Consider the following 24,320-nt stretch of genomic DNA (forward strand, 5'->3'; position numbering starts at 1 on the left):
CTCATCTCAAACAAATAACAACAAAAATCATGATTTAATGTAACTTTTCGTTTCTTGTCCGATAGACAAAAGCAAGAATTTCAGCCACAGCTTTAAAAAATTCTTCGGGCACTACATCGCCTACCTCTATTTCACTATATAAAGCTCTTGCAAGCGGTCGATTTTCAACCATCACTACATCATTTTCTTTTGCTATAAATTTTATTTTTTGAGCGACAAAGTCAATCCCTTTTGCTACTACATAGGGAGCATCGTATTTATCTTCTTCATATTTTAATGCGATAGCATAATGTGTAGGATTGGTAATCACAACATCTGCATTTGGAACATCCTGCATCATTCGACGCATAGCCATTTCTCTTTGCCGCTGCTTGATTTTGGATTTAATGAGAGGGTCCCCCTCAATATTTTTGTGCTCATCTTTAATATCTTGTTTTGACATTTTAATATTTTTTTCAAAATCATATCGCTGGTATAAATAATCAAGCAACGATAATAATAACAATGCACCAGATCCATATAGACCCATTTGAATCGTTAGTTGAGCTAATGTTATTAAGGAAGTATAGACAGATTTATATGATAAGACCAACAGCTCACTAAACTGTAACCATAAAATAGAAAAGGTTACAACTCCAATAACGCTTATCTTAAGTATAGATTTTAACAGCTCTATAATAGAACGTAAGGAAAAAATACGCTTAAATCCAGATATTGGATTAATTTTTTCTAATTTAAACTGAATCGCTTCTGTTGAAAATAACACACCGACTTGCATATAATTGGCAATTAAACCTGCCACGATGGCCGCTATTAATATCGGGCTTACTATGAAAGCTATTTCTTTCAAAATCTGCAAAAAAATATGCTGTAAATTTTGCTCTGTCAGATCCAATAACATAAACTCTTGAAAGGAATGCTTCATTATTGCAATAAATCCTTTGAGCATATAGCTGCCTGTAAAATGAAGAACTGCAAACACCACAAGCAGTACAATAGCTGTGTTAACATCCTGACTTTTTGCAACCTGTCCTTTTTTTCGTGTGTCCTGCCTTTTTTTCGGAGTTGCTTTTTCTGTTTTTTCTCCAGCAAAATACTGTAAGTTTAAGGATAAATATTTCATCTTACGAACCACCTATTATGTTCATCATTTCCCTCATGACTGTCAGCATGGTGGAAAACAACTTAGAAACTGAAGCCATTAATACACCCATAACAATCATCATAATAATCAATCCAGCAATGATTTTAACCGGTACACCAACAACAAATATATTTAATTGTGGAACTGTTCTAGCAACTATTCCTAATCCAATGTCCACTAAAAAAATACTCGCTACAACAGGGATGGACATCTGAAATGCGATGGTAAACATAAGTGCGAATGATTTTATGATAAAAGCAATTAAATTTTCATCGCCAAATGCTATCCATACCTGGTTAAGGGGTATAAATTGATAGCTGTAAAACACGCCATCCAACAACAAATGATGACCATTAACAGATAATAAAAAAAATAAGGCGATCGTATATAAATATTGACCAGTAAGAGGGCTTTGAGCACCTGTTTGCGGGTCGATTACATTAGCAATCGCAAAACCCATTTGAAAATCAATTAATCCTCCAGCAGTCTGGACAGCGGAAAATAACATATACGCTAAAAATCCGATCAATAAACCGATAAGCGCTTCCTTTATAATAAGCAAATAGTATATACCATCAATCGAAATGGACGGTGGATCCATATTAATAAACATAATAATAGAAAGAAAAAAACCTAAACCTATTTTATGAGATGAAGGAATGGTCCGATAAGAAAATAAAGGAAGCATAAGAAAAAAAGATGTTACACGTACAAATATTAATAAATATGCCGGAAATTTTGGTAAAAATTCAATCATTATATTAACCAATAAACCTTGTTAGATTAGAAAAGATATTTGCTGTATAGGAAAGCATATGACTAAGCATCCATGAGCCAAAAAAAATCAGCCCTAAAAGTACGGCTACTATTTTAGGTACAAATGCCAACGTTTGTTCTTGGATTTGAGTCGTCGCCTGAAAAATACTAACCACTAATCCGACTACTAAAGCAATGATTAGTAATGGTCCACTAACAACCATAACGGTTAGTATCCCGTTTTCTGCTATTGAAATTACCATTTCGGAAGACATGTTTTTTCACCTACTTAAAAGCTTTCTAATAAAGATTTAACAACTAAATACCATCCATCAACGAGGACAAATAATAATATTTTAAATGGCAAAGAAATCATAACGGGAGGAAGCATCATCATCCCCATTGACATTAAAATACTCGCTACCACCATGTCTATTACTAAAAAAGGGATAAAGATCATAAATCCGATTTGGAACGCCGTTTTTAACTCACTAATAGCAAAAGCAGGAATCAATGTTGTCAGAGGGATATCCTGAACTGACTTAGGTTCTTCTGCATTTGAATATTTAAGAAAAAGTTCCAAATCTTTTTGCCTTGTATGTTTGCTCATAAACTCCTTAAATGGAATGGCTGCATGATCATACGCTTGTTCTAACGTTATTTTTTCATTAAATAACGGAGTCAACGCTTTCTCATTCACTTCTTGAAAGGTAGGTGCCATGATAAAAAAAGTTAAAAACAAGGATAATCCGATAATTACTTGGTTAGGTGGCATTTGTTGTGTTGCAAGCGCTGTTCTGACAAAGGAAAGAACAATAACAATTCTAGTAAAACAAGTCATTAATATTAAGATGCTTGGTGCTAAAGAAAGGACGGTCAACAATAATAACAGCTGTACCGAAGTGGAAACATTTTCAGGAGAACTGTTATTAAAAAACTGTATAAACTCATTCATTTTTTTCTGGCCCTTTCTTATCTATTTCTTTTAACATTTCTTTGCGTCCTATTGATATTTCTTGTAATTGCTTTTTTAAATGCACGGCAAATGAATCCTGCTTTTTTTCTTTCGCAGGCTGCATTTTTACAGCATGCATTACCTTTGTCACAATATCGCTTGGCTGTGTTAACTGATCCATTTTACGATTATACGATTCTACTATTTCCTTATATTCGGATTCGTCTTCAATCTCTTTAATTAATTGTATACTTTCTCCAACTCCGACAATTAACAACCTTTTCCCAATTTTTACAATTTGAATCGATCGATTAGCTCCTAACGTTGTACCGCCTATATTCTCTATTAATTGTGAACTTTTATACACATGATTTCGTTTATTAATAAACTTCAAAATACTATATATAAGTGCAATAACAAATACCGTAGCGACAATCATTTTTACAAAATCAAAAAAAGTTAATCCTACACCGGTTGATACCTTGTTTATTTCCTCTTTTTTGTCAGGCTGCTCCGGCTTGTTCTTTGTATCATTTTTTGACTTTTCGAACATACTATGAACACTGTTATCAAGTTGCTCTGCATAGGCTTGATGACCCAAGCCTAGCAGAGCAATGATAAATAGTGAACTTGTTAAAAAAAACTTTAATTTATTCACTAATGGCACCCTCTAATTTATGAAATTAACCTAATGTTTTACCGATGGCTTCTAATACTCGATCTGCTTGAAACGGTTTTACGATAAAATCCTTTGCCCCTGCTTGGATAGCATCAATAACCATCGCTTGCTGTCCCATCGCAGAACACATGATAACCTTAGCGTTTGGATTAATTTTTTTAATCTCTTTTAATGCTGTGATGCCATCCATTTCAGGCATCGTAATATCCATCGTTACTAAATCAGGTTGACTTTCCTTATATTTCTCGATTGCTTGTGCCCCATCTGCTGCTTCTCCAACTACTTCATAGCCGTTTTTTGATAAAATGTCTTTAATCATCATTCTCATAAATGCTGCGTCATCTACTATTAAAATCTTTTGTGCCATTAATCTCTACCCCCATATAATGATATTATTTTAACTTATTTAATCGATCGCTTTGACTGACAATATCGGTTACTCTTACACCGAAGTTTTCGTCAATAACAACCACTTCTCCTTGGGCAACAAGTCGATTATTAACAAGAATATCGACTGGCTCTCCTGCGAGTTTATCAAGTTCAATAATAGAACCTGATGAAAGCTCTAAAATTTCTTTCACTGAACGTTTTGTTCTACCCAATTCAACCGTCACTTGCAATGGAATATCCAACAACATATTTAAATTTTTTGTTTCTGGTTCTGTTGGAGTAAATGGTTCAAAATTAGAAAATACAGCTGGCTGCACATTCGCTTGTTGGCTGCCAAAAGAAGAATTTGAGCCAAAATGCTGCGGTTGAGCCTGTTGATTCGATTCATCTTTATGATTACTTTCCCGATAATTAGCATCCATCATTGGTTGCTGGTTCGGTACTATTGGCTCATTACCAGAATTATAGTCTACTTCAGGCGTGTTGAACACTTCTTCTGAACTATTATTTGCATTTATTAATCCATCTACTAAACTCTTAGCAAATGGCAATTGCAATAATTGCATTATTTTACTGTCAATTAAGGTTCCAATCTTTAATCTAAAGGATACTTTTACAAAGATATCGTCACTCGGTATTCTATCTGTTCCTTCTCCATGCATTAAATCAAGAAGATCAATGGACGGCGGTGAAATATCTACCTTTTTGCTAAAAATAGTGGACATAGAGGTAGCAGCAGAACCCATCATTTGGTTCATCGCTTCCTGTACAGCACTAAGTTGGATTTCATCCATCATTTCAGAAGCATTAGACCCATCTCCACCTAACATTAAATCCGCAATGATGCTGGCATCCGATTGTTTTATCACTAATAAATTCATACCGGAAAACCCTTCTGTGTAATTGACACGAATTGCAACGTATGGATTTGGAAATTCATCAGGAAGCCTATCTCTAATCACGACCCCAACATTTGGTGTCGTGATGTCCACTTTCTGATTTAATAAAGTCGACAGTGCTGTTGCAGAACTTCCAAATGAAATATTTCCAATTTCTCCTAATGCGTCTTGTTCGATAGAAGATAAATAATCTTCCACCGTTAACTCTTCTTGTGGTTCAGAAGGATTATCACCTCTTAACAATGCATCAATTTCATCTTGTGAAAGCATATCTTTACTTACCATCCTCATTCCCCCTTTCTAAAGTCCCTAATATTTGGACAGCAACTTTTTTATTTACTTTTCCAGGCTGACCGATAAATTTAGGAATATCACCAACTTTAATTAGCAAGGGCTGATCGATCGATTGATTCATTTCAATCACATCACCAATATCTAACATTAAAAAATCTTGAATAGAAATATCCGATGTACCTAGTTCAGCTACTACTGGAACAATAGACTGTTCAATGTTTTTCTCTATCTGACGGGTTATTCCCGGCTCTGGTTCTTTTTTTTCTGTCTGCATCCAGTAATGACCTGACAGCTTTGGTAATATCGGTTCTAACACTACATGTGGTATACATAAATTAATCATACCACTTATATCACCGATTGTAGTATTTAATGAAATAACAACGACTGTTTCATTTGGTGAAACCATTTGTAAAAATTGCGGATTCACTTCAAATTCTGATAATGCCGCTTCGATTTCCACCAATTCTTCCCATGCTTCTCGCAAGTGGTCAAATGCATTTTCAAATGTATTGGACATGATTTTTGATTCTATTTCGGTTAAATTTTCGACTTTATTAATACTCGTTCCCCTGCCGCCCATCATTCGATCCATCATGGCATAGGCAATATTAGGATTCACTTCCATTAATATTCTTCCATCAAGTGGAGGTACTTCAAAAACGTTTAAAATCGTCATTTTCGGAATAGACCGTATAAATTCCTCATATGGAATTTGATCTGCAGAAGTAACTGAAATTTGGACATATGTTCTTAATTGCGCCGAAAAGAAAGTAGTCAATAACCGCGCAAAATTCTCATGAATACGTGTTAAGCTTCGTATTTGATCTTTCGAAAATCGTAAGGCGCGTTTAAAGTCATAAACTTTCACCTTTTTTTCTAACTGTTCTTTTTTTAATTCATCTGCATCCATTTCTCCTGAAGATAATGCAGATAATAGTGCATCTATTTCATTTTGGGACAAAACATCTCCTGACAATAAAACCTCACCTCCGTCATCGTTATCCCATTATATTTTATTGAAGGAGAGAATTGGTAATATATACTTGAACGATTTTCCCTTCTTGCATCAGTCCATTTATTTTATCTTTTAAATCATTCTCTAAATCTATTTGCCCCTTTTTCCCTTTTAACTGATCATTCGTTTTTTCTGAAAGCTCTTGAATGATAATATTTTGCACTTGAAAATTTCTTTTTTCTAACTCTTCTTTTGCTTTTTTACTATCTGTTTGAATTTTAAACGATATTTTAATAAAATTATCACTTGCTAAATTGGTGGTGATTTCAGGAACATCTACCGACGCCTCAATCACTTCATCAATTGTTGGTTCCTTCTTCTTTTGATCTCCAGCAAATTTTGTTAAATAGATAAATGCACCTGTCCCAACGATTGCGATAGCAAGGAGCAAAACGAGCATGATCATTACAACTTTATTATTCTTCATTACAGTTCTCTCCTATATTCGGTAATCCGAAAAGGTTAACAGTTTGATAATAATCTTTTACTAATTCCACTATTTGTTGTTCACTTTCTTTTACAACGTATTTATTTCCATTCGCTAATGTAATAGTAGTATCTGGAAACGATTCAATTGATTCAATAAACAGGGCGTTTAGTTTAAATTTTTTTCCATTTAATCGAGTTACACTTATCACTGTTATGTATTCAGAAACTAAAGTTTTGAGTTACCTTAGTCTCTGATCCTCCTTCTATTATCGTTTCAAGTTAACTAGTTCTTGCAAGATTTCATCAGATGTTGTAATTATTTTTGTATTGGACTGGAAACCTCTTTGTGCAACAATCATGTCGGTAAATTCATCTGAAAGTTCTACATTTGACATTTCTAAAAATCCGCTGTTAATGGATCCTGTTCCATCTTGTCCAGAAGTTACTAATCCTCGATTAACAGCAGGATCTCCAGAAAGAGCTCCTGAGTTATTGGAAGCTTGGAACGTATTTGCTCCTGCTTTTGTTAAACCTTCTGGATTCGCAGGTTTTGCAAGCAGAATTTGACCAGCTTCTTGCGTATTCCCACCAGCATCGATATATGTAATTAAACCATTTGCACCAATGCTGAAACTTTGGGCAGTACTAGGAATTTTTGTTCCACCAACTACATTATTATTTCTATAGTTAGGAGTACCATCAGCATTTTCACTCAAAATACCATTTTCAACCTGCAATAACATTCCATTTGTACTAACAATATTTCTATCTGCATCTAAATAAAAATTTCCTGTTCTTGTATAATTATCAGTTGTATCTCCAGGAGCTTGCAAAACAAAATAGCCATCACCCGAAACAGCCAAATCAAGTGTTCTTCCAGTTGTTTGCATACTACCTTGAGTATGTAAAGTATCAATCGAAGCCATTTGAGCACCTAATCCAATTTGTTTCGCATTAATACCACCAGTAGTTGTACCGTCTGGTGCTGTTGCACCTGCTGAGGTTTGACTGATTAGGTCGCTAAAAGTCGTTCTTCCTTTCTTAAATCCATAAGTATTTACATTGGAAATATTGTTACCAATCACATCAAGTTTTGTTTGAAAGTTTTTCATCCCACTAATTCCAGAATATAATGAACGTAACATTTATTTTTTCTCCTTTCAGATTAGCTGCTTCTATCACTCCACAGCTCTCGGCCCCCTTTTAGGTCCAGCCATATTTTTAATTCAGTACAATCGTGCCATTAATATTGGTGAATATTTGTTGTGATGCTTCTTCCCGATCCATTGCGGTAATTACGGTATTGTTTTTTGCACTTACTATCAGTGCTGCATTATTTAGTAAAACAAGTGATTCTTTGACACCCATTTGTTTTGCTTGTTTTACTTTTGCTTCTATTTGTTCCCATTTCGTTTCATCTATCACAATCCCTCTTTGTTGTAAGCGTTGATTTGCATGCTTGCTGATGTTCAGCTTATCAACCGAGCTGATTGACTGCTGCAAATGGGCTGAAAAGGATGCTGAATGATTGCCTTTTGCTTTAATCGCATTTATGCCATTAGCGATGACTGCTTGTGATTTATAGGTAGGATAAATTTGTTTATCCATAAAAATCACTTCCTATTCAATTTTTATCATTTTATTAGAAGTGATTTGACTGTTAGTATCATCGTTTAAGGTAAAATAAATCACACCATTTTTTAAGGAAACAGACTTCACTTCATTGCTTTGTTCGTTTTTGTTATCATCCAAATAAGTCACCATTTTACCAATCATCTGGCTTGCTTCTACAAGATTATTATCATTATCATTCATACTAGAGATATTTTCAGATGAAAGTTTCGAGCCATCTTCTAACGTAAATTCTGCTGTATTATCTTTATAGGATACTGATATCACCTTGCCTGCTCCAGAAGTGGTTACTTCATTCCCTGAATCATCTGTTTCTGCTTTATGCCAATTTACTTCTTTGCCGACAAATTGACTATACGAAATAAGATTGGACTGCTTTTGAAGATTAATAAAATTATTCATCGTTGTATTCATATTGGTCATTTGTTCCAAAGATGAAAAAGTAGCCATTTGCGCAATAAAATCTTTGTCTTCCATTGGATTAGCTGGATCTTGATGCTGCAATTGCGTTATTAATATTTTTAAAAAGTCATCTTTCCCTAAGTTTGAATTACCAGTTTTAGCAGTGTTTTTCTGATAATTCGATAGATACAAAGAAGAATCAATCGTATTAGCCATCTTTTCACTTCCTATTTTAACTCTCTATATTCAGAAGTTCTTCTAAAAAAGATTTCTTCTGTTTATTTTGTTCTTGATGTGATGATTGCTCTTGTTTTTGCTGTTGCTGCTGTTGTTGATGTGATTGCTGGTCTCGATTCATTTTTTCCTGTTGTCCAGGTGGAGTGTATGCAATTTCCACTTTATCAATAACTAAATTTTGCAAACTTAATCCATGCTTCAGACTTGTTAGGTGAGAGTCTAGCACTTCTTTTGCTTCCGGTGTAGCTGTTAAAATTTTTGCTAGTATTGTGCCTTCTTTTTGATATACTTCAATTTTAATAGATCCTAAATGTTCAGGAGCTAGTCTTAATGTAAACTTTTGACTGTCACCATTTCTTATATAGGACGCATTTGAAAAAATCTTATTTAACTGCTCTTCCAATTGATTAGATGAAACGGGGTTGCCGTTTGCATTTAAAATTTGTAAAGGCTGCTGCTTTGTTGGATAAGACGTTTGCAATTGTCCAATTGAAATAGATGTTTTTGTATCTGCTTCGATTTTTTCTGCATTGGGTTCAAGATGAATCGTAGATGCAGATATTGTCGATTCTTGTTTCTTTAATGACTCTACCATTAATGGGTTGATCATTTTTGGATACATCACAATTGGTTTTTCTGCTGTTTTATTTGTTGTATTTAGTTTCTCGATAATGCTGGAAGCGAGTGATTGTATTTTCATGATAGGACTAGATGAATCTGTTCCTTTTTCAAAAAAACCATCCTTGTTATTCACTTGGCTAGTTACGTGCTTCATTTGTTTATCAGCAGGAAGTAGAACCGGCTGAATATAAGATGGATATCCTATATTAGCCAAGCCTAAATTTCTTGTCTCATTGTTGCTGTTTCCGTTAATTAGCGCTTGTGGGATTTGTTGCATTTTTTCTATACTTTCGGGTTGTGTGATGCTTAATTCCTCGTTTCCAGGTTGTTGAATCTGGACTTCTTCCATCACACTTTTTATATATTCAATCAACTTAGTAACAGTCATTGAATTAAGTAAATTTTGAGACTTCTCCTCGGCATTTACTTGTTGTTTACTGCTTAATTCTGTTTTATCCGGTTGCTTTGAAATTTCTACTATACCGTTTTTCAGCATATATTCCATTAACCCAGCAATGGTCAATGAATCAAACAGATTTTTTTGTTTTTCTTCTGTATTTACTGGTTGTTTACTACTAAATTCGATTTTTTCTGTTTGTTGCATTGGAATTTCTTCTGCACCATTTTTCAGCATATAGTTCACTAGCTCAGCAATGGTCAATGAATCTAATAGATTATTTTGTTTTTCCTCAGTGCTTTCTCTATGTAAGTTTTTTATGTCAACAATTGCTGATTCCTTTATCACATCATTCATTCCAGTTAGTTTAAGATCATCACTTACTAAACTTGATGATTGTAAAGGTTGGACATCCTTTTGAACCATATTCTTTTCTATGTTGTCAAAACCAGAATTTAGAGGATTCCTATTAATAGTCCATTTTTTTTCTGTAATGCTGCTGTTTGATATCTTCTCTTGCTCAGCCATACTTGTCTGATTTATTAAATTCTCAACTAAATTCGTTAATGCTTCGACTATTTCTGAAATTTCATCTTCCTTATTTAAAGTAGAAGTTTCTTTTTCAGCCATTTGCAAGATTTTTATCGTGTTCACCAATTCAGGGAAGTCTGTATCCGTAAACATATCCTCACTTGTTTGTTCAAAATGAAAAGTGCTTAAAAATTGATAAAGCTTCTGCTCTACTTCGGTATATACATTTTCTAGCAGTTGATTTAACTGTGTGGCTGATTGATCCATTCCTTTTGATTCAGAATCGTCATTCACATTAGTTAACAAATGTTGTATTATATCTTCATCTTGCTGGATATCGCTTTCTTTTTGATTAACAGATAAATTTGCATCAATTAATAAGCTATTTTCACTTGTTAACACTTGCAATAACGCATGTAAACTAGCTTTCTTTTCTTCATCTGCATGTAAAATATCGTTGCTTTCGGTTAATTCTGGTCCTTTTGTTTGATTCAATGTGTTAAGCAGCAACTGAAACTTGTTACTATTAACTGATGATTGTCCAAAAACAACGCCAGAATTATTTGGCGATAACACTTTATAGTCGAGGCCAAGTTGCACCTTTTCACCTCCTTTCACATAACAGGATTTTTTTAACCAATGATCTAATTATTTAAATTTGCCTCTGTAGTTGATCCATTGTTTGCTTCTGTATTATTTTGAGCACTTGTTTTTGATAAAAGTTCTGTATATTGAGATGCTTTTTGTGGATCCATTTTCTCTAAAATTGGTGCAAGCGTTGCAGGTTTAAGTGCTGCTAATATTTTCAACCCTTCCTGCTCATTCATCTTAGCAAGAATAGCTGCTGAACTTTTTGCTGACATTGTTTCATATGTTTTGACAATTTCATTAAATGCTTGTTCTGTTTGTTCCTGATCCTTTTGCAGTGCTTCCATCTTATTTTGCAATTTTTCTTTATCCAACTGCAGCGTTCCTACTTGCTTCATCTTGTTATCTAACTCAGATTGAAGCTTAGAGATTTCTTTATTTTGATCAGATAGCTTGTTTTCCAATTCGTGAATTTTTTTACTCTGATCGATTGCCTTTTCTTCACTTGACGCTTTTTCTGAACTTAAAAAAGGAAGATTATTTGCCAGCTCTTTTCCTTTTTCCAAAACGTCTGCTCCCGAATAAATCATTAATAATAATAAAACAACGATGGCAAACACTGTCGGAATAACAAATACTAATAAAAACCGTTGAAAAAAATTAAATGTTTTCTTTTTTTCTTCTACTAAATTCTCCATTTAGCCACCTAACTTTCCTGGCTGCATATATTGTTGCAAAGAAATATCATCCATTTGTTTTGCTTCTAACGCTTTTGCAAATTGATTAAATTCCCTAACATCCTTCTCTTTCATTTTGGAAAACTTTTTCACTTCTATATTTTTTTCCATTAGTTTTTCTTGGTAGAAATTCATTGAGTTTCTAGCATTTACAACCATTTTTTGACTATGATCAATCAGTTTAACTAAATTAACAACAAATTGCTGATGATGCCTTATTTCTTGTACAGAAAGTCCGTTTTTAAGCTTTGTTGCTTGGTATTCTTCAAGATTTTCTTTTTTCTTTAACAGTTCATAAAGCTTTTCGGCAGCATCCTCAAATCGTTTAACTGCTTGATTATAAGTAGCACGAACCTCGTCTTTTTCTCGTTCTTTCATCGTTAAAATTTTTTCAAATTTAAATGTATAGCTCATAACATTAATCCCCTGCTCCTACTAATGATAATAACAAGTGAAACGTTTCCTCCATTGAGACTTTTTCATCTGTAGTTTGCTTAATATAAGATAAAATAGTGGGATATAATTTAATAGCTGTGTCAATTTCTTTAGAAGATCCCTTTTTGTATGCACCAATATTGATTAAGTCTTCCGAATTCATGTACGTGCTTAATAAATCCCTTAATCTTTCTGCTGCACGAATATGTTCTTTTGAAACAATATGATTCATTACCCTGCTGATGCTTTTCAGTACATTTACAGCAGGATATTGGCCTTTATTTGCTAACTCCCTATCCATTACAATGTGACCGTCTAATATCCCTCGAACTGTATCTGCAATCGGTTCATTCATGTCATCTCCATCTACAAGAACGGTATAAAATGCGGTAATGCTTCCCTTTTCATTTGTCCCCGTGCGTTCTAATAGCTTTGGCAGTATCGCAAATACGGAGGGAGTATATCCTTTTGTTGTCGGGGGTTCACCAACTGCTAGTCCTACTTCCCGCTGTGCCATCGCAACCCGTGTAACAGAATCCATCATCAACATTACGTTCAAGCCTTTATCTCGAAAATATTCTGCTATTGCGGTAGCTGTATAAGCACCTTTAATTCTCATTAAGGCCGGTTGATCAGAAGTTGCTACTACGACAATGGACCTTTTTAACCCTTCTGGACCTAAATCACGTTCAATAAATTCCCGAACTTCTCTACCTCGTTCCCCTATTAGGGCTATTACATTAAGATCAGCTTTTGTATTTCTTGCTATCATACCGAGCAATGTGCTTTTTCCGACACCACTTCCCGCAAAAATACCTAAACGCTGTCCTGTACCCACAGTAAGCAATCCATCTATTAAACGAATTCCTACTTCCATAGGATTAGAAATAGGCGGTCTTTTTAACGGATTCGGAGGTTCTTGATCTATTGGTACTTGCTTTAGTCCATTGGGAAGAGCAGAGCCATCTAATGGATTTCCTAATGAATCGACAACCGTACCGACTAGTCCAGCCCCTACCTTTATTTGTAATGGTTCAGATGTCCCTTCTACGAAGCATCCCGGAGAAATATCATGAAGGGTTGTATAAGGCATTAACATAATATTTTCTTCTTTGAAGCCAACAACTTCTGCTTTAATTACCCGTTTGTTTTTTGTACCAATATGAATAAGACATACATCCCCTATTGAACTTTCTGGCCCTTGTGATTCAATCATTAAACCAACTACTTTTTTTACTCTTCCATATCGTTTTAAAGAATCGATTGTATCAATTTCGGAAAGAAGTTCTTCCGCTTTCATTCCTTATTCACTCTCCAATATATCAAGCAGTTTTTGTTTAATTAGCTGTAACTGTGTATCGATATTGGCGTCAATTCTTCCATTTGCGGTTTCTATCATACAGCCATTTTCTGATACATTTTCATTTGGAAAAACAAAAAGATTAGGCTGTATGGGAAATATGTTTAACAACTCTTCCTTTTCAGATAAGATATATTCAAACTGACTTGGATGAACATGTAATTGAATTTCTTTTTGTGCTTGTGTCTCTTGCAACACTTTTTTCACTAGATGTAAAAAATACTCATTGTCCGTTGAAATACTTTCGTTAATTATTTTTTCGGCAACTTTTATTCCAAGCTGCAAAATCGTTTTTTCAGCAGACTGCATATAGGATTGATAATCATTTTTCGAAGCCTCTACTACGTCTTGCGCACTTTGAATATGTTGACGAAATTCATCATACCCTATATTTCTGCCCTCTTCTAATCCCGCGTTATATCCTATTGTTTTCGCTTCTTCTATAAGTAGTTTTTTCTCTGTATCCCAGTTTTGTTTTTCAAAAACAAACTGTTCTTTTTGTTTGTCTATTTGTTCCTTTGCCTTTTGAAGAATTAAATTGGCTTCCTGAGCTGCTTCTTCTAACATTTTTTGATGTCCAGGATGTAATTCATTCTCTGCATTTTCAAGCGAATGAAGATATTTTATTGAAATAATCTTTTCATTGGATGAATGTTGGCCTGCCCATTTTGACTTAATTAATCTAGACAATAATATCATCTCCTCCGCCACGTGCGACTACAATTTCACCGGCATCCTCTAGGCGACGAATAATTGCTACAATCCTTGATTGTGCTTCTTCTACATCTTTTAGTCTTACTGGACCCATAAATTCCATTTCATCTTTAAAAGATTCCACCATTCTTGTTGACATATTGCTATAAACAATTTCTTTTACTTCATCACCAGAAACCTTTAATGCAAGCATAAGATCTTCATTTTCACAATCTCGAATAATTCGTTGAATGGCTCGGTTATCTAATGTCACAATATCCTCAAATACGAACATTCTCTTCTTAATTTCTTCTGCTAATTCTGGATCTTGGATTTCTAAGGCATCTAGTATTGTCCGTTCTGTTGCTCTGTCTACGCCATTTAATACCTCTACAACCGCTTCAATGCCACCCGTTTGTGTATAGTCTTGCGTAACTGTACTTGATAATTTTCTTTCTAATACTTGTTCCACTTCGTTAATTATTTCCGGAGATGTACTATCCATTACTGCTATTCTTTTTGCAATATCTGCTTGCATTTCTTGCGGTAGTTCTGACAGTATTTGCCCTGCTTGTGTTGGATCTAAATACGATAATATTAACGAGATCGTTTGTGGATGCTCATTTTGAATAAAATTTAATATTTGGCTAGGATCCGCTTTTCTTGCAAAATCAAAAGGTCTTACTTGTAAGGAGGATGTTAATCGATTTAAAATAACCGACGCTTGTTCTGTTCCAAGCGCTTTTTCCAGCACTGTTTTCGCATAGCCTATCCCGCCTTGTGAAATATAATCTTGCGCAAGGGCTATATTGTGAAACTCTTCTAAAACTTCCTCTTTTGAAGTGCTTTCCACTTTTTTAACCCCAGATATTTCTAATGACAGTTTTTCTATTTCTTCTTCACTTAAATGTTTATATACGGAAGCAGCAACGTCTGGACCTAACGATATAAGAAGAATCGCTGCTTTTTGCTTCCCTGTTAGTTCACTTGCATCTCGTCTTGCCATTTATTGACTCTCCTTAGTCTTCTGTTATCCATGTTCGAAGAAGTTTGGCAAAGTCTTCTGGTTTTTCTTTTGCCATTTTTTCTAATTGTTTTCTTCTAACCGCTCCGTCTGACTCTTTTTCTTCATTTACATCAGGAATGGAAACGGGCTGAATAATTTCTTCTATTTCTTCAGATACTGCTTTATTTTTACGATTTCTTAGCATGAAGAAAATTAATAGCGCAATGATGGCTAACAATCCTCCCCCAATTGCATAAATCCACCAAGGGATTCCTGCTGCAGGGGGTGTGGTAGCTACTGCTTTCCCATTAAATTCCTGTACAGATACAGCGATTTTATTTTGAAGGTCCTCATCAGTTAATTGTCCGTTCGTAGCAGATTTATCGATTGTTGTTCTTACAATTGTACCTAGTATATTTGTTATATCATCGATCCGCTCTTGTGGAAGTGATGAGGCATCATTAGCATCTGGCGGTTCTACCATCACTTGAATTCCGACATCTCGTATTTTATAAGGACTTTCTACTATTTGTCTTTTTATGCGGTTCACTTCATTGTTTACCGTCTCTTCTACTTTTTCATAATCACCATTACCTGTACCATTTTCCGTATTATACGTGGTTGTATCTGTATTTTGTTCTGTTTGTGGAACACCTTCAGCAGCATTTTCGCCAGTGTATGTTTCTGTAATTTTTTGTGCACTGACGGCAATGCCTTTCATATTTTCTACATCAACAGGTGTTACTTCATTTACTTCTCGGTTTTCTTTTGTAAAATCAATGTCTGCAGACACAGAAACCAATACTTTATCTTGACCCATTAAGGTTCCTAACATCGTCTGCACTTGCCTTTGAATATCTCTTTCTATTTGTTTTTTGACATTATTTTGTGTCGAAAATGTATCTGTTGCATTATTTGTTGCATTATTTAAATCAAAATACTCAAAGTTTTGGTTGGTAATGACGATATTATCTGTAGGAAGGTTAGGAACACTTTTCGAGACGAGTGTATATAAACCTTTGATTTGACTTTCGGAGAAGTCATATCCTGCTTTTGTATTTAATACGATAGAAGCTGAAGCTTCTCCCTTATTATCTGAAACAAAAACCCCTTCTTTCGGCAAAGTGATGACAACATTCGCATCATTGATCCCGTCAATTCCCTTTATTAAATTGGCAATCTCAGTTTGCATTGCGTCTAATTTTAAAACATTAAATTCGTTGTCTGTCATGCCAAAGCTTGCATTTTGACTAAAAAAGGAATAGTCAATACTTCCAGATTTCGGAATACCTTCAGCAGCAAGTTCTACTTTCAATGTATCAACTGCTTCTTCTGGTACACTGATTGTTTTTCCGCCTTCAGAAATTTCCGAGGTGATACCTCTTGCGTCTAGATTTTCTTTAATTGCTCCCGTTTCAGAAGGTGATAGATTACTATATAAAGGAACTAACTTTTCTCTAGAAAAAAAATAAGCGGACACAGCTATAATAATTACTAGTAAAAAGACAGCGCTAATGAGCATTATTTTTTGATTTTTGGAACGATTAAGCCAATAATCCTTCATAGGATTAAAAAACTTTTGCAAATTCTCTTTCATTCTTTTCCCCCGGTTACTGTTGATAAGGCGAAACTTCCAGGCCTTTCACACACGGACAGTTGCCTCTCAAATCTTAAGTTGGTAGACTCTGACCGATATGCGTGGGTAAATAACGGAATAACCAATTTAATGATTAAACCGTCATTCTCATCATTTCTTGATAAGCTTCAACTGCTTTATTCCGAATTTCGATTGTTGCTTGCAGAGTAATGCTTGCCTTTTGTGAAGTAATCATTACTTGAGATAAGTCTACGTTTTCACCATTAGCTAACTTATTCGTCAAAGCATCTGATTCATTTTGCGCTTTGTTTACTGAATGAAGGGAGTCTTTTAAAAAAGAGGCAAAACTTTTTTGTGGTTCTGTCGTGCTTTCTTTAGCCGAATTTGTGTTTGTTAATGGCAGTGCTGTTGATACTGCTGAAAAATGAATGGTCATATAATCCCCTCCTCTATTTACCGATTTCCAATGTTTTCATCATCATACTTTTAGATGAATTAAGTACTGTAACATTTGCTTCATATGATCTAGAAGCACTCATTAAATCAACCATTTCCCGTAGAGGATCCACATTGGGCATTTCAACATATCCATCTTCATTCGCATCTGGATTTTCCGGGTCATATACTAACTCAAATGGCGTTTCATCCTCCACAATTCGTGAAACTTTTACTCCGTTCCCTGCGTTTGCACGATTATTTGCTGCTGCCTGCAAATAAGATGCAAAGGACCCTTTCTCTTCTTGTGCTTGCAATACAACCGACTTCCTTCTGTATGGCTCCCATTCTCCATTTACTATTCTCCCTCTAGTACTTTCTGCATTAGCCATATTAGAGGATATAACATCCATTCTCAACCTTTGTGCTGTTAATGCGGAAGCGGTGGTGTTTATGCTATGAAACATAGACATATTACTTTCCTCCTCTAATAACAGTTTCGAGGGAATTAAATTTCCCGTTCATTCTTTCAATTAAAGCGTTGTAATAAATTTGATTTGTAGCCAAATCGGTCATTTCTTTATCAACATCGACACTATTTCCACTGTTATTGTATGTAACGTTCTTTTTTGCAGCAATTTTAGGAGCAGAATTATTGTATGTAAAATCCATATGTTTTGGATCTGTTTTATTTGCTTCTAATGCTTTTGTTAATGATTGCTTAAAAGTAACTTCTTTTGATTTGAAATTTGGCGTATCAACGTTCGCTATATTTTGAGCAATCACTTTTTGTTTTGTATTCGAATAATTTATTGCGTTTTCTAAACTCGTTATCGTATTAGAAAAAAGTTTCATGGCACACCTCAATAAATGGTAATTAATCATAAATTTTCTGTAGAATCATGCAAGTAAATGACGAAAATAAAACATGATGACTATAATTGTAATGAATTTGAAATAATATGTCTACGGACAAAAGGAAATTTTTAATAATTCAATAGTCCTATTTTAACACGTATACGAAAAGATTATCAAAAACAATTCAATATCTTATCTTAATATTTACAAAAAAAAAATACTAAATTCATAGTATATTAGCACTATACAAAATAGTATTTTAAAAAATTCATGATAATTTTTGTAATAAAAATGAAAAGAACTAGAAAAATATCGAAATTTGCTGAAAAAATGCTAAATGGAGGGGTTTGTTTTACGAAGATAATACATCATTTAAGAGGTTCTTTACATGATTTGAAAATTAGGTGCAGCATAAATAATAAACAAGGATAATCTTTTATTTAGGTTTCTCTTCCGCTTTACTTGCCAAGTAGTGTTAGCAACTTACATCATTTTTTATTTGAAAGAAAACCTAGTTTAAAGACATCCTTGTTGATTGCTGTACTATTTTATAGAAGAAACCAAATAAAAATAAAAGCTTTTATCAGACTTTCATGGATAAAATAATATTAATTTGCTTTAAGTTTCTCTAATTCTAATAGGAATTTTCCATTAAGTACTTTTATATACGTACCTTTCATTCCAAGTGAACGAGATTCAATGACACCAGCACTTTCTAATTTACGTAAAGCGTTTACGATAACCGATCTTGTAATCCCGACTCGATCTGCAATTTTAGAAGCTACTAATAATCCTTCATTCCCGTTTAATTCTTCAAAAATATGCTCAATAGCTTCTAATTCACTATATGACAATGAACTGATAGCCATTTGTACAACCGCTTTACTTCTAGCTTCTTCTTCAATTTCTTCTGCTTTTTCACGCAGGATTTCCATACCTACTACGGTTGCACCATATTCAGCCAAGATTAAATCATCATCATGGAATTGTTCTTTAAGACGCGCTAAGATTAAAGTACCTAATCTTTCTCCACCACCGATAATAGGAACAATTGTAGTTAACCCTTTTTGGAATAATTCCTTATTTTCAACGGGAAATGCGGTATATTCACTTTCTACATCTAAATTGCTGGATGTTGCTTGAATATTAAATAAGCTTTTTGTATATTCTTCCGGAAATTGACGATCTTCTAGCATTTTTTTCATACGATCATTTTCAATTTGTTGGTTTACAGCAAAACCTAAAAGTTTCCCTCTTCTGCTAACAACAAATATATTCGCTTCAATGACTTCACATAAAGTTTCTGCCATTTCTTTAAAGTTCACAGGTTTTCCTGCTGCTTTTTGCAGCATTGCATTAATTTTTCTTGTTTTTGATAATAAATCCATTCTTTTTTCCTCCTATTAACTAAAACCAAATCTGTAAATTTTGTTTCCTTCTATATCATATCATGCTTGTCTATTGCAAATTTTAGGAGATTACCCTATTTAGGGAAGTAAGACACCTTCCTCAAGATTCTGACGAAACAACAAAGGGGGGAAACTTCCCGTAAAGAATTGATTGGTTGTACTAACACCCCACTGTTTGCAGCTTCATCTTATTACCTTCTTCAGTCGTACATTATAAAATAAACTGGCTTAAATCCTTATTTCTTGATATAGCACCAAGTTTTTCTTCCACGTACTGCGGTGTTATCGCAATTTTGTCCATAGTTATTTCTGGCGCCTCAAATGATAAATCCTCGAGTAATTTTTCAAGTATAGTATGCAATCTTCTTGCTCCTATATTATCTGTATTCTGATTTACTTCGTACGCTACTTCTGCAATTTTATGAATAGCATCGTCAGAAAATTCTATTTCTATACCTTCCGTTAATAAAAGAGCTTGATATTGCTTAATCAGTGCATTATCTGGCTCTACAAGTATACGATAGAAATCTTCAACTGTTAATTTTGTAAGTTCAACACGAATTGGAAAACGTCCTTGAAGCTCCGGGATTAAATCAGATGGTTTTGAAATATGAAAAGCACCTGCCGCAATAAACAAAACATGATCGGTTTTTACAGATCCGTATTTTGTAACAACCGTTGATCCTTCTACAACTGGCAGAATATCTCTTTGTACCCCTTCTCTTGAAACATCTGCAGAAGAGCCACCATTGCTTTTACTAGCAATCTTATCGATTTCATCTATAAAAATAATACCCATTTGTTCTGCTCGCTGTACACCTTCTTGCGTAACTTCATCCATATCAATCAGTTTCTGTGCCTCTTCATTTGTTAATACAATTCGTGCTTCACGAACAGTTAACTTCCTTTTTTTCTTTTTCTTAGGCATAAAATTACTTAATGCATCTTGCATATTCATGCCCATTTGCTCCATTCCAGATCCTTGGAGCATATCAAACATGGAAGGTTGCTGCTCTTCCATTTCGACTGTTACTTGTTCATTCTCCAATTCTCCTAGTGCAAGCTTTTCTTTTATTATTTTCCTTTTTTCATATTTATTCGTTTCTTCCACTGAAGGTTCTTCTGCTTCTACTTCCGTATTTCCACCGCCAAAAAGCATTTCAAGTGGATTTTTGTAATTTGATTGTTTTTTTGATGAGGATGGCACTAATAAGTCGACTATTCGATTATTTGCTGCTATTTCTGCTCTTTCTTTTACTTGAAGCATCTTCTCTTCTTTTACAAGTCGGACCGATGTTTCAACAAGGTCTCTCACCATTGATTCTACATCTCTGCCTACATACCCGACTTCTGTAAATTTAGTTGCTTCTACCTTAACAAATGGCGCACTGACAATTTTGGCTATACGTCTTGCAATTTCCGTTTTACCAACACCGGTTGGACCCATCATAAGAATATTTTTTGGACTGATTTCATCCCTTAGCTTTTCATCTAATAAACTGCGGCGAAAACGATTTCTTAATGCTACTGCCACTGCTTTTTTAGCATCTTTTTGTCCAACAATATATTGATCGAGACGTTCCACAATTTGACGAGGTGTTAAGCTTGCTTTATTTTGCATTAAATAAATCCTCCCCCTATAATTCTTCCACAATAATATTATTGTTTGTATATACGCAAATCTCCCCAGCAATTTCCAATGCAGCTTTTGCAATTTCATAGGCGGATAACTGTTCGCCTGAATATTTCTTTAAAGCCCTTCCAGCAGATAACGCATAGTTTCCACCAGAACCAATTGCCAAAATACCGTCATCGGGTTCAATCACTTCTCCAGTACCCGATACTAACAATAAATCTGTTTCGTTCATTACAATTAGCATCGCTTCCAGCTTGCGTAAAAATTTATCATTTCTCCAAAGTTTCGCCAGCTCAACTGCTGCTCTTTGTAAATTCCCATTAAACTCTTCCAGTTTACCCTCAAATAGTTCAAATAGTGTAAAGGCATCAGCAACTGATCCGGCAAAGCCTGCAATTACCTTTCCGTTAAAAAGCTTTCGAACTTTTTTCGCTGTATGTTTCATGACAACAGCGTTTCCGAAAGTTACTTGACCATCACCTGACATGGCGCATTTCCCTTTATGATGAACAGCAAAAATTGTTGTTGCATGAAATTGTGGTAATTCAGCCATCTATACTTTCTCCTTTAACAATTTGGACTATGCCCTTGGATGATAGGACATGTATGTTTTCTTTAAATACTCATTTGTTACATGTGTATATATTTGAGTAGACGATAAATCTGCATGACCTAATAGTTCTTGAACAGTTCTCATGTCAGCCCCGTTTGCTAATAAATGGGTTGCAAATGAATGTCTAAGTTTATGAGGATGAATTTTCCCTTGTGCTGATGAAGCATGCATCATTTTGCTTAAAATATCCCGGACGCCTCCTGCAGTTAAAGGGCCCCCTCTATAGTTTACAAATAAAAAGGAATGTTGATTACTGTTTTTCCCCATCAACTTTGTTCTTCCATCTCTTATGTAAGATTCTAAAGCGGTATGTGCAAAGCTGCCAAATGGAACGTACCTCTCCTTTTTTCCCTTTCCCTTCACTAAGACGGTAGAAATACTAAAATCAATATCTTTTAACTCGATTTTCGTACATTCACCAACTCGAATGCCCGTAGCATATAACAATTCAAGGAGTGCCTTATTTCTATTTCCTAAAGGAGTTGAAGAGTCACATGATAAAAATAGCTGCTGCAACTCTTCTTCATAAAAAAAATCCGGCAATCTTTTTTCTAACTTCGGTATCGTTATGGTTGAAAAAGGATTTGCAGCCACTAGTTTTTCTCTTACTAAAAACCTGTAAAAGCTGCGTAGACTAGATATTTTCCGGGCAATAGATTTTCTTGCTAACTTTGCATGAAATAAGTCCGTTAAAAATATTCTTACATCAGAGGACTGAACGTCCTCTAGTTTATTTATTAGTTGTTTGGACATAAAAAGCAAGAACTGATTTATATCGTCTTGATAATATTCAATCGTATATGGTGAACAGTTTTTTTCAATTTGTAAATATTCAACAAATCGCTGTAATGAAGTGTGTGTGTTCAAATCCAATGTATCACCTCACAGACGGCTTTATTATATTAACATACTTTGTATACGCAATCAATTAATTTACATAGTCTTCACAAAGTTCTGAATTGTCTCTAATGCTCTGTTAGCGTGTTGTTCATATCTTTCTTTTTTCCCTTTTATTCTAATAGGCAACGCTGGAAAAAGTCCAAAATTAGCATTCATTGGTTGAAAATTCTTTGCATTTGTAGTTGTAATATACTTCGCCATGCTTCCAATTGCCGTTTCATCTGGAAAAACAATTAGATCTTCTCCGTTTACAAACTTTGCTGCATTAATTCCAGCAACAAGGCCACTAGCTGCTGATTCTACATATCCTTCTACTCCCGTCATTTGACCAGCAAAAAATAAATCGCTTCGATTTTTAAACTGATAAGTTGCTTCTAATACCTTTGGAGAATTAATAAAGGTGTTGCGATGCATTACTCCATATCTTATAATTTCTGCATTTTCAAGCCCTGGAATTAATTGAAGCACTTCTTTTTGAGCTCCCCATTTTAAATGAGTTTGAAATCCAACAATATTATACAATGTTCCTGCAGCATCGTCTTGGCGAAGTTGCACAACAGCAAATGGACGTTTTCCAGTGCGTGGGTCTTCCAAACCAACTGGCTTCATCGGACCAAACAGCATTGTTTTTTTCCCTCTACCAGCCATTACTTCAATCGGCATACAGCCTTCAAAATAGACTTCTTTTTCAAATTCTTTTAAAGGAACTGTCTCTGCAGAAACAAGTGCTTCATGAAAACGTTCAAACTCTTCTTCAGTCATAGGACAATTTAAATAAGCAGCTTCTCCTTTATCATAGCGGGATTTTAAATAAACTTTATTTAAATCTATGCTGTCTTTTTCGATAATAGGTGCAGCAGCATCATAAAAGTATAAATATTCTTCTCCTGTTAAGTCTTTTAAACTTTTAGACAAAGCTTCACTTGTTAAAGGACCTGTCGCTATCACTGTAGGGCCCTCTGGAATCTCGGTTACTTCTTCATGAAAAACGGTAACATTCGGATGATTTTTCACTTTTTCCGTTACTCTTCCTGCGAATTCATGTCGATCAACAGCTAATGCTCCTCCGGCAGGAACTGCACATAAATCGGCAGATTCAATAATAATGGAATCTAAATTTCTCATTTCTTCTTTTAATACACCAACCGCATTTGTTAAGGCGTTTCCTCTTAAAGAGTTGCTGCAAACAAGTTCAGCAAATTTATCGGTATGATGTGCAGGAGTTTGTTTAACTGGTCTCATTTCATATAAATGTACCTTAATTCCCCTTTTTGCTATTTGCCATGCAGCCTCACTTCCCGCGAGTCCTGCCCCAATTACATTTACGTGTTTGTTTGTTTCTTGCATGTATAGTCCTCCAACTTATTATCATTATTTCATTTTTTATAAGAAAAGCGCAGGCGCCTTGCTCAGCCCCGAAGAAAAATGTTCATTTGACTCGAAAAGTGCTTTTTACTTTTAGAGGCAAAAGGTTATTTTTCACAGGGGCTAGGCACTGGCCGGCTAATTACGCCACATCCTGTGGCAACGCCGGCACTTGTACGTCCTGTACGTCGGAGCTAGACGCTCACCTAAGTTGAAAAATGTTTTTCTTTCTTATTTTATAAAATGATATATTCTCTAGCATTTTACACTATGAATAGCTGTAATTAAAGTTTCTACTATTTTT

Annotated in this window: 28 protein-coding genes; all 28 read right to left on the reverse strand. The window is 34.7% G+C overall.

All coding sequences use genetic code 11. The features are described from left to right. Positions 1-34: 34 nt before the first annotated feature. The 28 genes from flhB to trmFO all read right to left on the reverse strand — a co-directional run bounded on the left by flhB (position 35) and on the right by trmFO (position 23,998). Positions 35-1,123, reverse strand: a complete 1,089-nt coding sequence (gene flhB / locus ACTXGU_RS10105) for a flagellar biosynthesis protein FlhB (RefSeq protein ID WP_443481393.1) — start codon at positions 1,121-1,123, stop codon at positions 35-37. A gap of 1 nt (position 1,124) precedes the next feature. Continuing rightward, positions 1,125-1,901, reverse strand: a complete 777-nt coding sequence (gene fliR, locus ACTXGU_RS10110; RefSeq protein ID WP_443481394.1) for a flagellar biosynthetic protein FliR — start codon at positions 1,899-1,901, stop codon at positions 1,125-1,127. A gap of 4 nt (positions 1,902-1,905) precedes the next feature. After that, entirely contained in the window at positions 1,906-2,175 is a 270-nt protein-coding gene (fliQ, locus tag ACTXGU_RS10115) for a flagellar biosynthesis protein FliQ (RefSeq protein ID WP_443481395.1), read from the reverse strand. 14 nt (positions 2,176-2,189) lie between these two features. Then, positions 2,190-2,855, reverse strand: coding sequence for a flagellar type III secretion system pore protein FliP (gene fliP / locus ACTXGU_RS10120; protein ID WP_443481396.1), 666 nt, complete (start codon positions 2,853-2,855; stop codon positions 2,190-2,192). Next, on the reverse strand, positions 2,848-3,513 hold the full coding sequence (locus tag ACTXGU_RS10125) for a flagellar biosynthetic protein FliO (protein WP_443481397.1): 666 nt from the start codon (positions 3,511-3,513) through the stop codon (positions 2,848-2,850). The genes fliP and ACTXGU_RS10125 overlap by 8 nt, the downstream gene beginning before the upstream one ends. Positions 3,514-3,538: 25 nt before the next feature. After that, positions 3,539-3,901 carry a response regulator gene (locus ACTXGU_RS10130; protein ID WP_443481398.1) on the reverse strand — a complete coding sequence of 121 codons (363 nt, stop codon included), beginning with the start codon at positions 3,899-3,901 and terminating at the stop codon, positions 3,539-3,541. 25 nt (positions 3,902-3,926) lie between these two features. After that, positions 3,927-5,108, reverse strand: a complete 1,182-nt coding sequence (gene fliY / locus ACTXGU_RS10135; protein ID WP_443481399.1) for a flagellar motor switch phosphatase FliY — start codon at positions 5,106-5,108, stop codon at positions 3,927-3,929. After that, positions 5,098-6,096, reverse strand: a complete 999-nt coding sequence (fliM, locus tag ACTXGU_RS10140) for a flagellar motor switch protein FliM (protein ID WP_443481400.1) — start codon at positions 6,094-6,096, stop codon at positions 5,098-5,100. The genes fliY and fliM overlap by 11 nt, the downstream gene beginning before the upstream one ends. A gap of 37 nt (positions 6,097-6,133) precedes the next feature. Further along, positions 6,134-6,562: a flagellar basal body-associated protein FliL gene (gene fliL / locus ACTXGU_RS10145; RefSeq protein ID WP_443481401.1), complete on the reverse strand. Its 429-nt coding sequence runs from the start codon at positions 6,560-6,562 to the stop codon at positions 6,134-6,136. Continuing rightward, on the reverse strand, positions 6,552-6,773 hold the full coding sequence (locus tag ACTXGU_RS10150) for a flagellar FlbD family protein (protein ID WP_443481402.1): 222 nt from the start codon (positions 6,771-6,773) through the stop codon (positions 6,552-6,554). The genes fliL and ACTXGU_RS10150 overlap by 11 nt, the downstream gene beginning before the upstream one ends. A gap of 57 nt (positions 6,774-6,830) precedes the next feature. Beyond that, entirely contained in the window at positions 6,831-7,709 is an 879-nt protein-coding gene (gene flgG, locus ACTXGU_RS10155; protein WP_443481403.1) for a flagellar basal body rod protein FlgG, read from the reverse strand. 76 nt (positions 7,710-7,785) lie between these two features. Further along, positions 7,786-8,172 (reverse strand): TIGR02530 family flagellar biosynthesis protein, encoded by a 387-nt coding sequence (locus tag ACTXGU_RS10160; RefSeq protein ID WP_443481404.1) that lies wholly within the window; start codon positions 8,170-8,172, stop codon positions 7,786-7,788. Between the two features lie 12 nt (positions 8,173-8,184). Continuing rightward, on the reverse strand, positions 8,185-8,814 hold the full coding sequence (gene flgD, locus ACTXGU_RS10165; RefSeq protein ID WP_443481405.1) for a flagellar hook assembly protein FlgD: 630 nt from the start codon (positions 8,812-8,814) through the stop codon (positions 8,185-8,187). Between the two features lie 16 nt (positions 8,815-8,830). Continuing rightward, positions 8,831-10,984 (reverse strand): flagellar hook-length control protein FliK, encoded by a 2,154-nt coding sequence (locus tag ACTXGU_RS10170; protein WP_443481406.1) that lies wholly within the window; start codon positions 10,982-10,984, stop codon positions 8,831-8,833. A 44-nt stretch (positions 10,985-11,028) separates the two neighbouring features. After that, positions 11,029-11,670: a MotE family protein gene (locus tag ACTXGU_RS10175; protein WP_443481407.1), complete on the reverse strand. Its 642-nt coding sequence runs from the start codon at positions 11,668-11,670 to the stop codon at positions 11,029-11,031. Continuing rightward, positions 11,671-12,123 carry a flagellar export protein FliJ gene (fliJ, locus tag ACTXGU_RS10180; RefSeq protein ID WP_443481408.1) on the reverse strand — a complete coding sequence of 151 codons (453 nt, stop codon included), beginning with the start codon at positions 12,121-12,123 and terminating at the stop codon, positions 11,671-11,673. A gap of 4 nt (positions 12,124-12,127) precedes the next feature. Further along, positions 12,128-13,444 carry a flagellar protein export ATPase FliI gene (fliI, locus tag ACTXGU_RS10185; protein WP_443481409.1) on the reverse strand — a complete coding sequence of 439 codons (1,317 nt, stop codon included), beginning with the start codon at positions 13,442-13,444 and terminating at the stop codon, positions 12,128-12,130. Positions 13,445-13,447: 3 nt separating this feature from the next. After that, positions 13,448-14,194 carry a flagellar assembly protein FliH gene (gene fliH / locus ACTXGU_RS10190; protein ID WP_443481410.1) on the reverse strand — a complete coding sequence of 249 codons (747 nt, stop codon included), beginning with the start codon at positions 14,192-14,194 and terminating at the stop codon, positions 13,448-13,450. Beyond that, entirely contained in the window at positions 14,187-15,203 is a 1,017-nt protein-coding gene (fliG, locus tag ACTXGU_RS10195) for a flagellar motor switch protein FliG (protein WP_443481411.1), read from the reverse strand. Before fliG ends, fliH begins: the two co-directional genes overlap by 8 nt. A gap of 13 nt (positions 15,204-15,216) precedes the next feature. Beyond that, complete coding sequence (gene fliF, locus ACTXGU_RS10200) at positions 15,217-16,800, reverse strand: flagellar basal-body MS-ring/collar protein FliF (RefSeq protein WP_443481412.1); 1,584 nt, start codon at positions 16,798-16,800, stop codon at positions 15,217-15,219. A gap of 133 nt (positions 16,801-16,933) precedes the next feature. Further along, positions 16,934-17,236, reverse strand: coding sequence for a flagellar hook-basal body complex protein FliE (fliE, locus tag ACTXGU_RS10205; RefSeq protein WP_443481413.1), 303 nt, complete (start codon positions 17,234-17,236; stop codon positions 16,934-16,936). Positions 17,237-17,249: 13 nt separating this feature from the next. Beyond that, on the reverse strand, positions 17,250-17,708 hold the full coding sequence (flgC, locus tag ACTXGU_RS10210; protein ID WP_443481414.1) for a flagellar basal body rod protein FlgC: 459 nt from the start codon (positions 17,706-17,708) through the stop codon (positions 17,250-17,252). A 1-nt stretch (position 17,709) separates the two neighbouring features. After that, the gene (gene flgB, locus ACTXGU_RS10215) at positions 17,710-18,090 is read right to left on the reverse strand and encodes a flagellar basal body rod protein FlgB (protein WP_443481415.1); all 381 of its coding nucleotides are present in this window, start codon (positions 18,088-18,090) and stop codon (positions 17,710-17,712) included. Positions 18,091-18,701: 611 nt separating this feature from the next. Continuing rightward, positions 18,702-19,481: a GTP-sensing pleiotropic transcriptional regulator CodY gene (codY, locus tag ACTXGU_RS10220; protein ID WP_443481416.1), complete on the reverse strand. Its 780-nt coding sequence runs from the start codon at positions 19,479-19,481 to the stop codon at positions 18,702-18,704. Positions 19,482-19,713: 232 nt separating this feature from the next. Next, positions 19,714-21,123 (reverse strand): HslU--HslV peptidase ATPase subunit, encoded by a 1,410-nt coding sequence (gene hslU, locus ACTXGU_RS10225; protein ID WP_443481417.1) that lies wholly within the window; start codon positions 21,121-21,123, stop codon positions 19,714-19,716. Between the two features lie 16 nt (positions 21,124-21,139). Continuing rightward, positions 21,140-21,691: an ATP-dependent protease subunit HslV gene (gene hslV / locus ACTXGU_RS10230; protein ID WP_443481418.1), complete on the reverse strand. Its 552-nt coding sequence runs from the start codon at positions 21,689-21,691 to the stop codon at positions 21,140-21,142. A gap of 27 nt (positions 21,692-21,718) precedes the next feature. Next, positions 21,719-22,624 (reverse strand): tyrosine recombinase XerC, encoded by a 906-nt coding sequence (gene xerC, locus ACTXGU_RS10235; protein ID WP_443481419.1) that lies wholly within the window; start codon positions 22,622-22,624, stop codon positions 21,719-21,721. A gap of 60 nt (positions 22,625-22,684) precedes the next feature. Continuing rightward, on the reverse strand, positions 22,685-23,998 hold the full coding sequence (gene trmFO / locus ACTXGU_RS10240; RefSeq protein ID WP_443481420.1) for an FADH(2)-oxidizing methylenetetrahydrofolate--tRNA-(uracil(54)-C(5))-methyltransferase TrmFO: 1,314 nt from the start codon (positions 23,996-23,998) through the stop codon (positions 22,685-22,687). Between the last annotated feature and the right edge of the window lie 322 nt (positions 23,999-24,320).

It is taken from the genome of Niallia sp. 01092 (genome assembly GCF_052318935.1).
Taxonomy (GTDB): domain Bacteria; phylum Bacillota; class Bacilli; order Bacillales; family Cytobacillaceae; genus Niallia.

What these genes read in the sequence shown, in the direction of transcription:
- fliJ (WP_443481408.1), bottom strand. Translation starts at nt 12,123, where the DNA reads ATGAGCTATACATTTAAATTTGAAAAAATTTTAACGATGAAAGAACGA.
- ACTXGU_RS10160 (WP_443481404.1), bottom strand. Translation starts at nt 8,172, where the DNA reads ATGGATAAACAAATTTATCCTACCTATAAATCACAAGCAGTCATCGCT.
- ACTXGU_RS10175 (WP_443481407.1), bottom strand. Translation starts at nt 11,670, where the DNA reads ATGGAGAATTTAGTAGAAGAAAAAAAGAAAACATTTAATTTTTTTCAA.
- flgB (WP_443481415.1), bottom strand. Translation starts at nt 18,090, where the DNA reads ATGAAACTTTTTTCTAATACGATAACGAGTTTAGAAAACGCAATAAAT.
- hslV (WP_443481418.1), bottom strand. Translation starts at nt 21,691, where the DNA reads ATGGCTGAATTACCACAATTTCATGCAACAACAATTTTTGCTGTTCAT.
- flgC (WP_443481414.1), bottom strand. Translation starts at nt 17,708, where the DNA reads ATGTCTATGTTTCATAGCATAAACACCACCGCTTCCGCATTAACAGCA.
- flhB (WP_443481393.1), bottom strand. Translation starts at nt 1,123, where the DNA reads ATGAAATATTTATCCTTAAACTTACAGTATTTTGCTGGAGAAAAAACA.
- fliR (WP_443481394.1), bottom strand. Translation starts at nt 1,901, where the DNA reads ATGATTGAATTTTTACCAAAATTTCCGGCATATTTATTAATATTTGTA.
- fliF (WP_443481412.1), bottom strand. Translation starts at nt 16,800, where the DNA reads ATGAAAGAGAATTTGCAAAAGTTTTTTAATCCTATGAAGGATTATTGG.
- flgD (WP_443481405.1), bottom strand. Translation starts at nt 8,814, where the DNA reads ATGGCTAATACGATTGATTCTTCTTTGTATCTATCGAATTATCAGAAA.
- fliL (WP_443481401.1), bottom strand. Translation starts at nt 6,562, where the DNA reads ATGAAGAATAATAAAGTTGTAATGATCATGCTCGTTTTGCTCCTTGCT.
- fliI (WP_443481409.1), bottom strand. Translation starts at nt 13,444, where the DNA reads ATGAAAGCGGAAGAACTTCTTTCCGAAATTGATACAATCGATTCTTTA.
- fliE (WP_443481413.1), bottom strand. Translation starts at nt 17,236, where the DNA reads ATGACCATTCATTTTTCAGCAGTATCAACAGCACTGCCATTAACAAAC.
- codY (WP_443481416.1), bottom strand. Translation starts at nt 19,481, where the DNA reads ATGGATTTATTATCAAAAACAAGAAAAATTAATGCAATGCTGCAAAAA.
- hslU (WP_443481417.1), bottom strand. Translation starts at nt 21,123, where the DNA reads ATGCAAAATAAAGCAAGCTTAACACCTCGTCAAATTGTGGAACGTCTC.
- trmFO (WP_443481420.1), bottom strand. Translation starts at nt 23,998, where the DNA reads ATGCAAGAAACAAACAAACACGTAAATGTAATTGGGGCAGGACTCGCG.
- fliY (WP_443481399.1), bottom strand. Translation starts at nt 5,108, where the DNA reads ATGGTAAGTAAAGATATGCTTTCACAAGATGAAATTGATGCATTGTTA.
- fliG (WP_443481411.1), bottom strand. Translation starts at nt 15,203, where the DNA reads ATGGCAAGACGAGATGCAAGTGAACTAACAGGGAAGCAAAAAGCAGCG.
- flgG (WP_443481403.1), bottom strand. Translation starts at nt 7,709, where the DNA reads ATGTTACGTTCATTATATTCTGGAATTAGTGGGATGAAAAACTTTCAA.
- ACTXGU_RS10130 (WP_443481398.1), bottom strand. Translation starts at nt 3,901, where the DNA reads ATGGCACAAAAGATTTTAATAGTAGATGACGCAGCATTTATGAGAATG.
- fliQ (WP_443481395.1), bottom strand. Translation starts at nt 2,175, where the DNA reads ATGTCTTCCGAAATGGTAATTTCAATAGCAGAAAACGGGATACTAACC.
- fliP (WP_443481396.1), bottom strand. Translation starts at nt 2,855, where the DNA reads ATGAATGAGTTTATACAGTTTTTTAATAACAGTTCTCCTGAAAATGTT.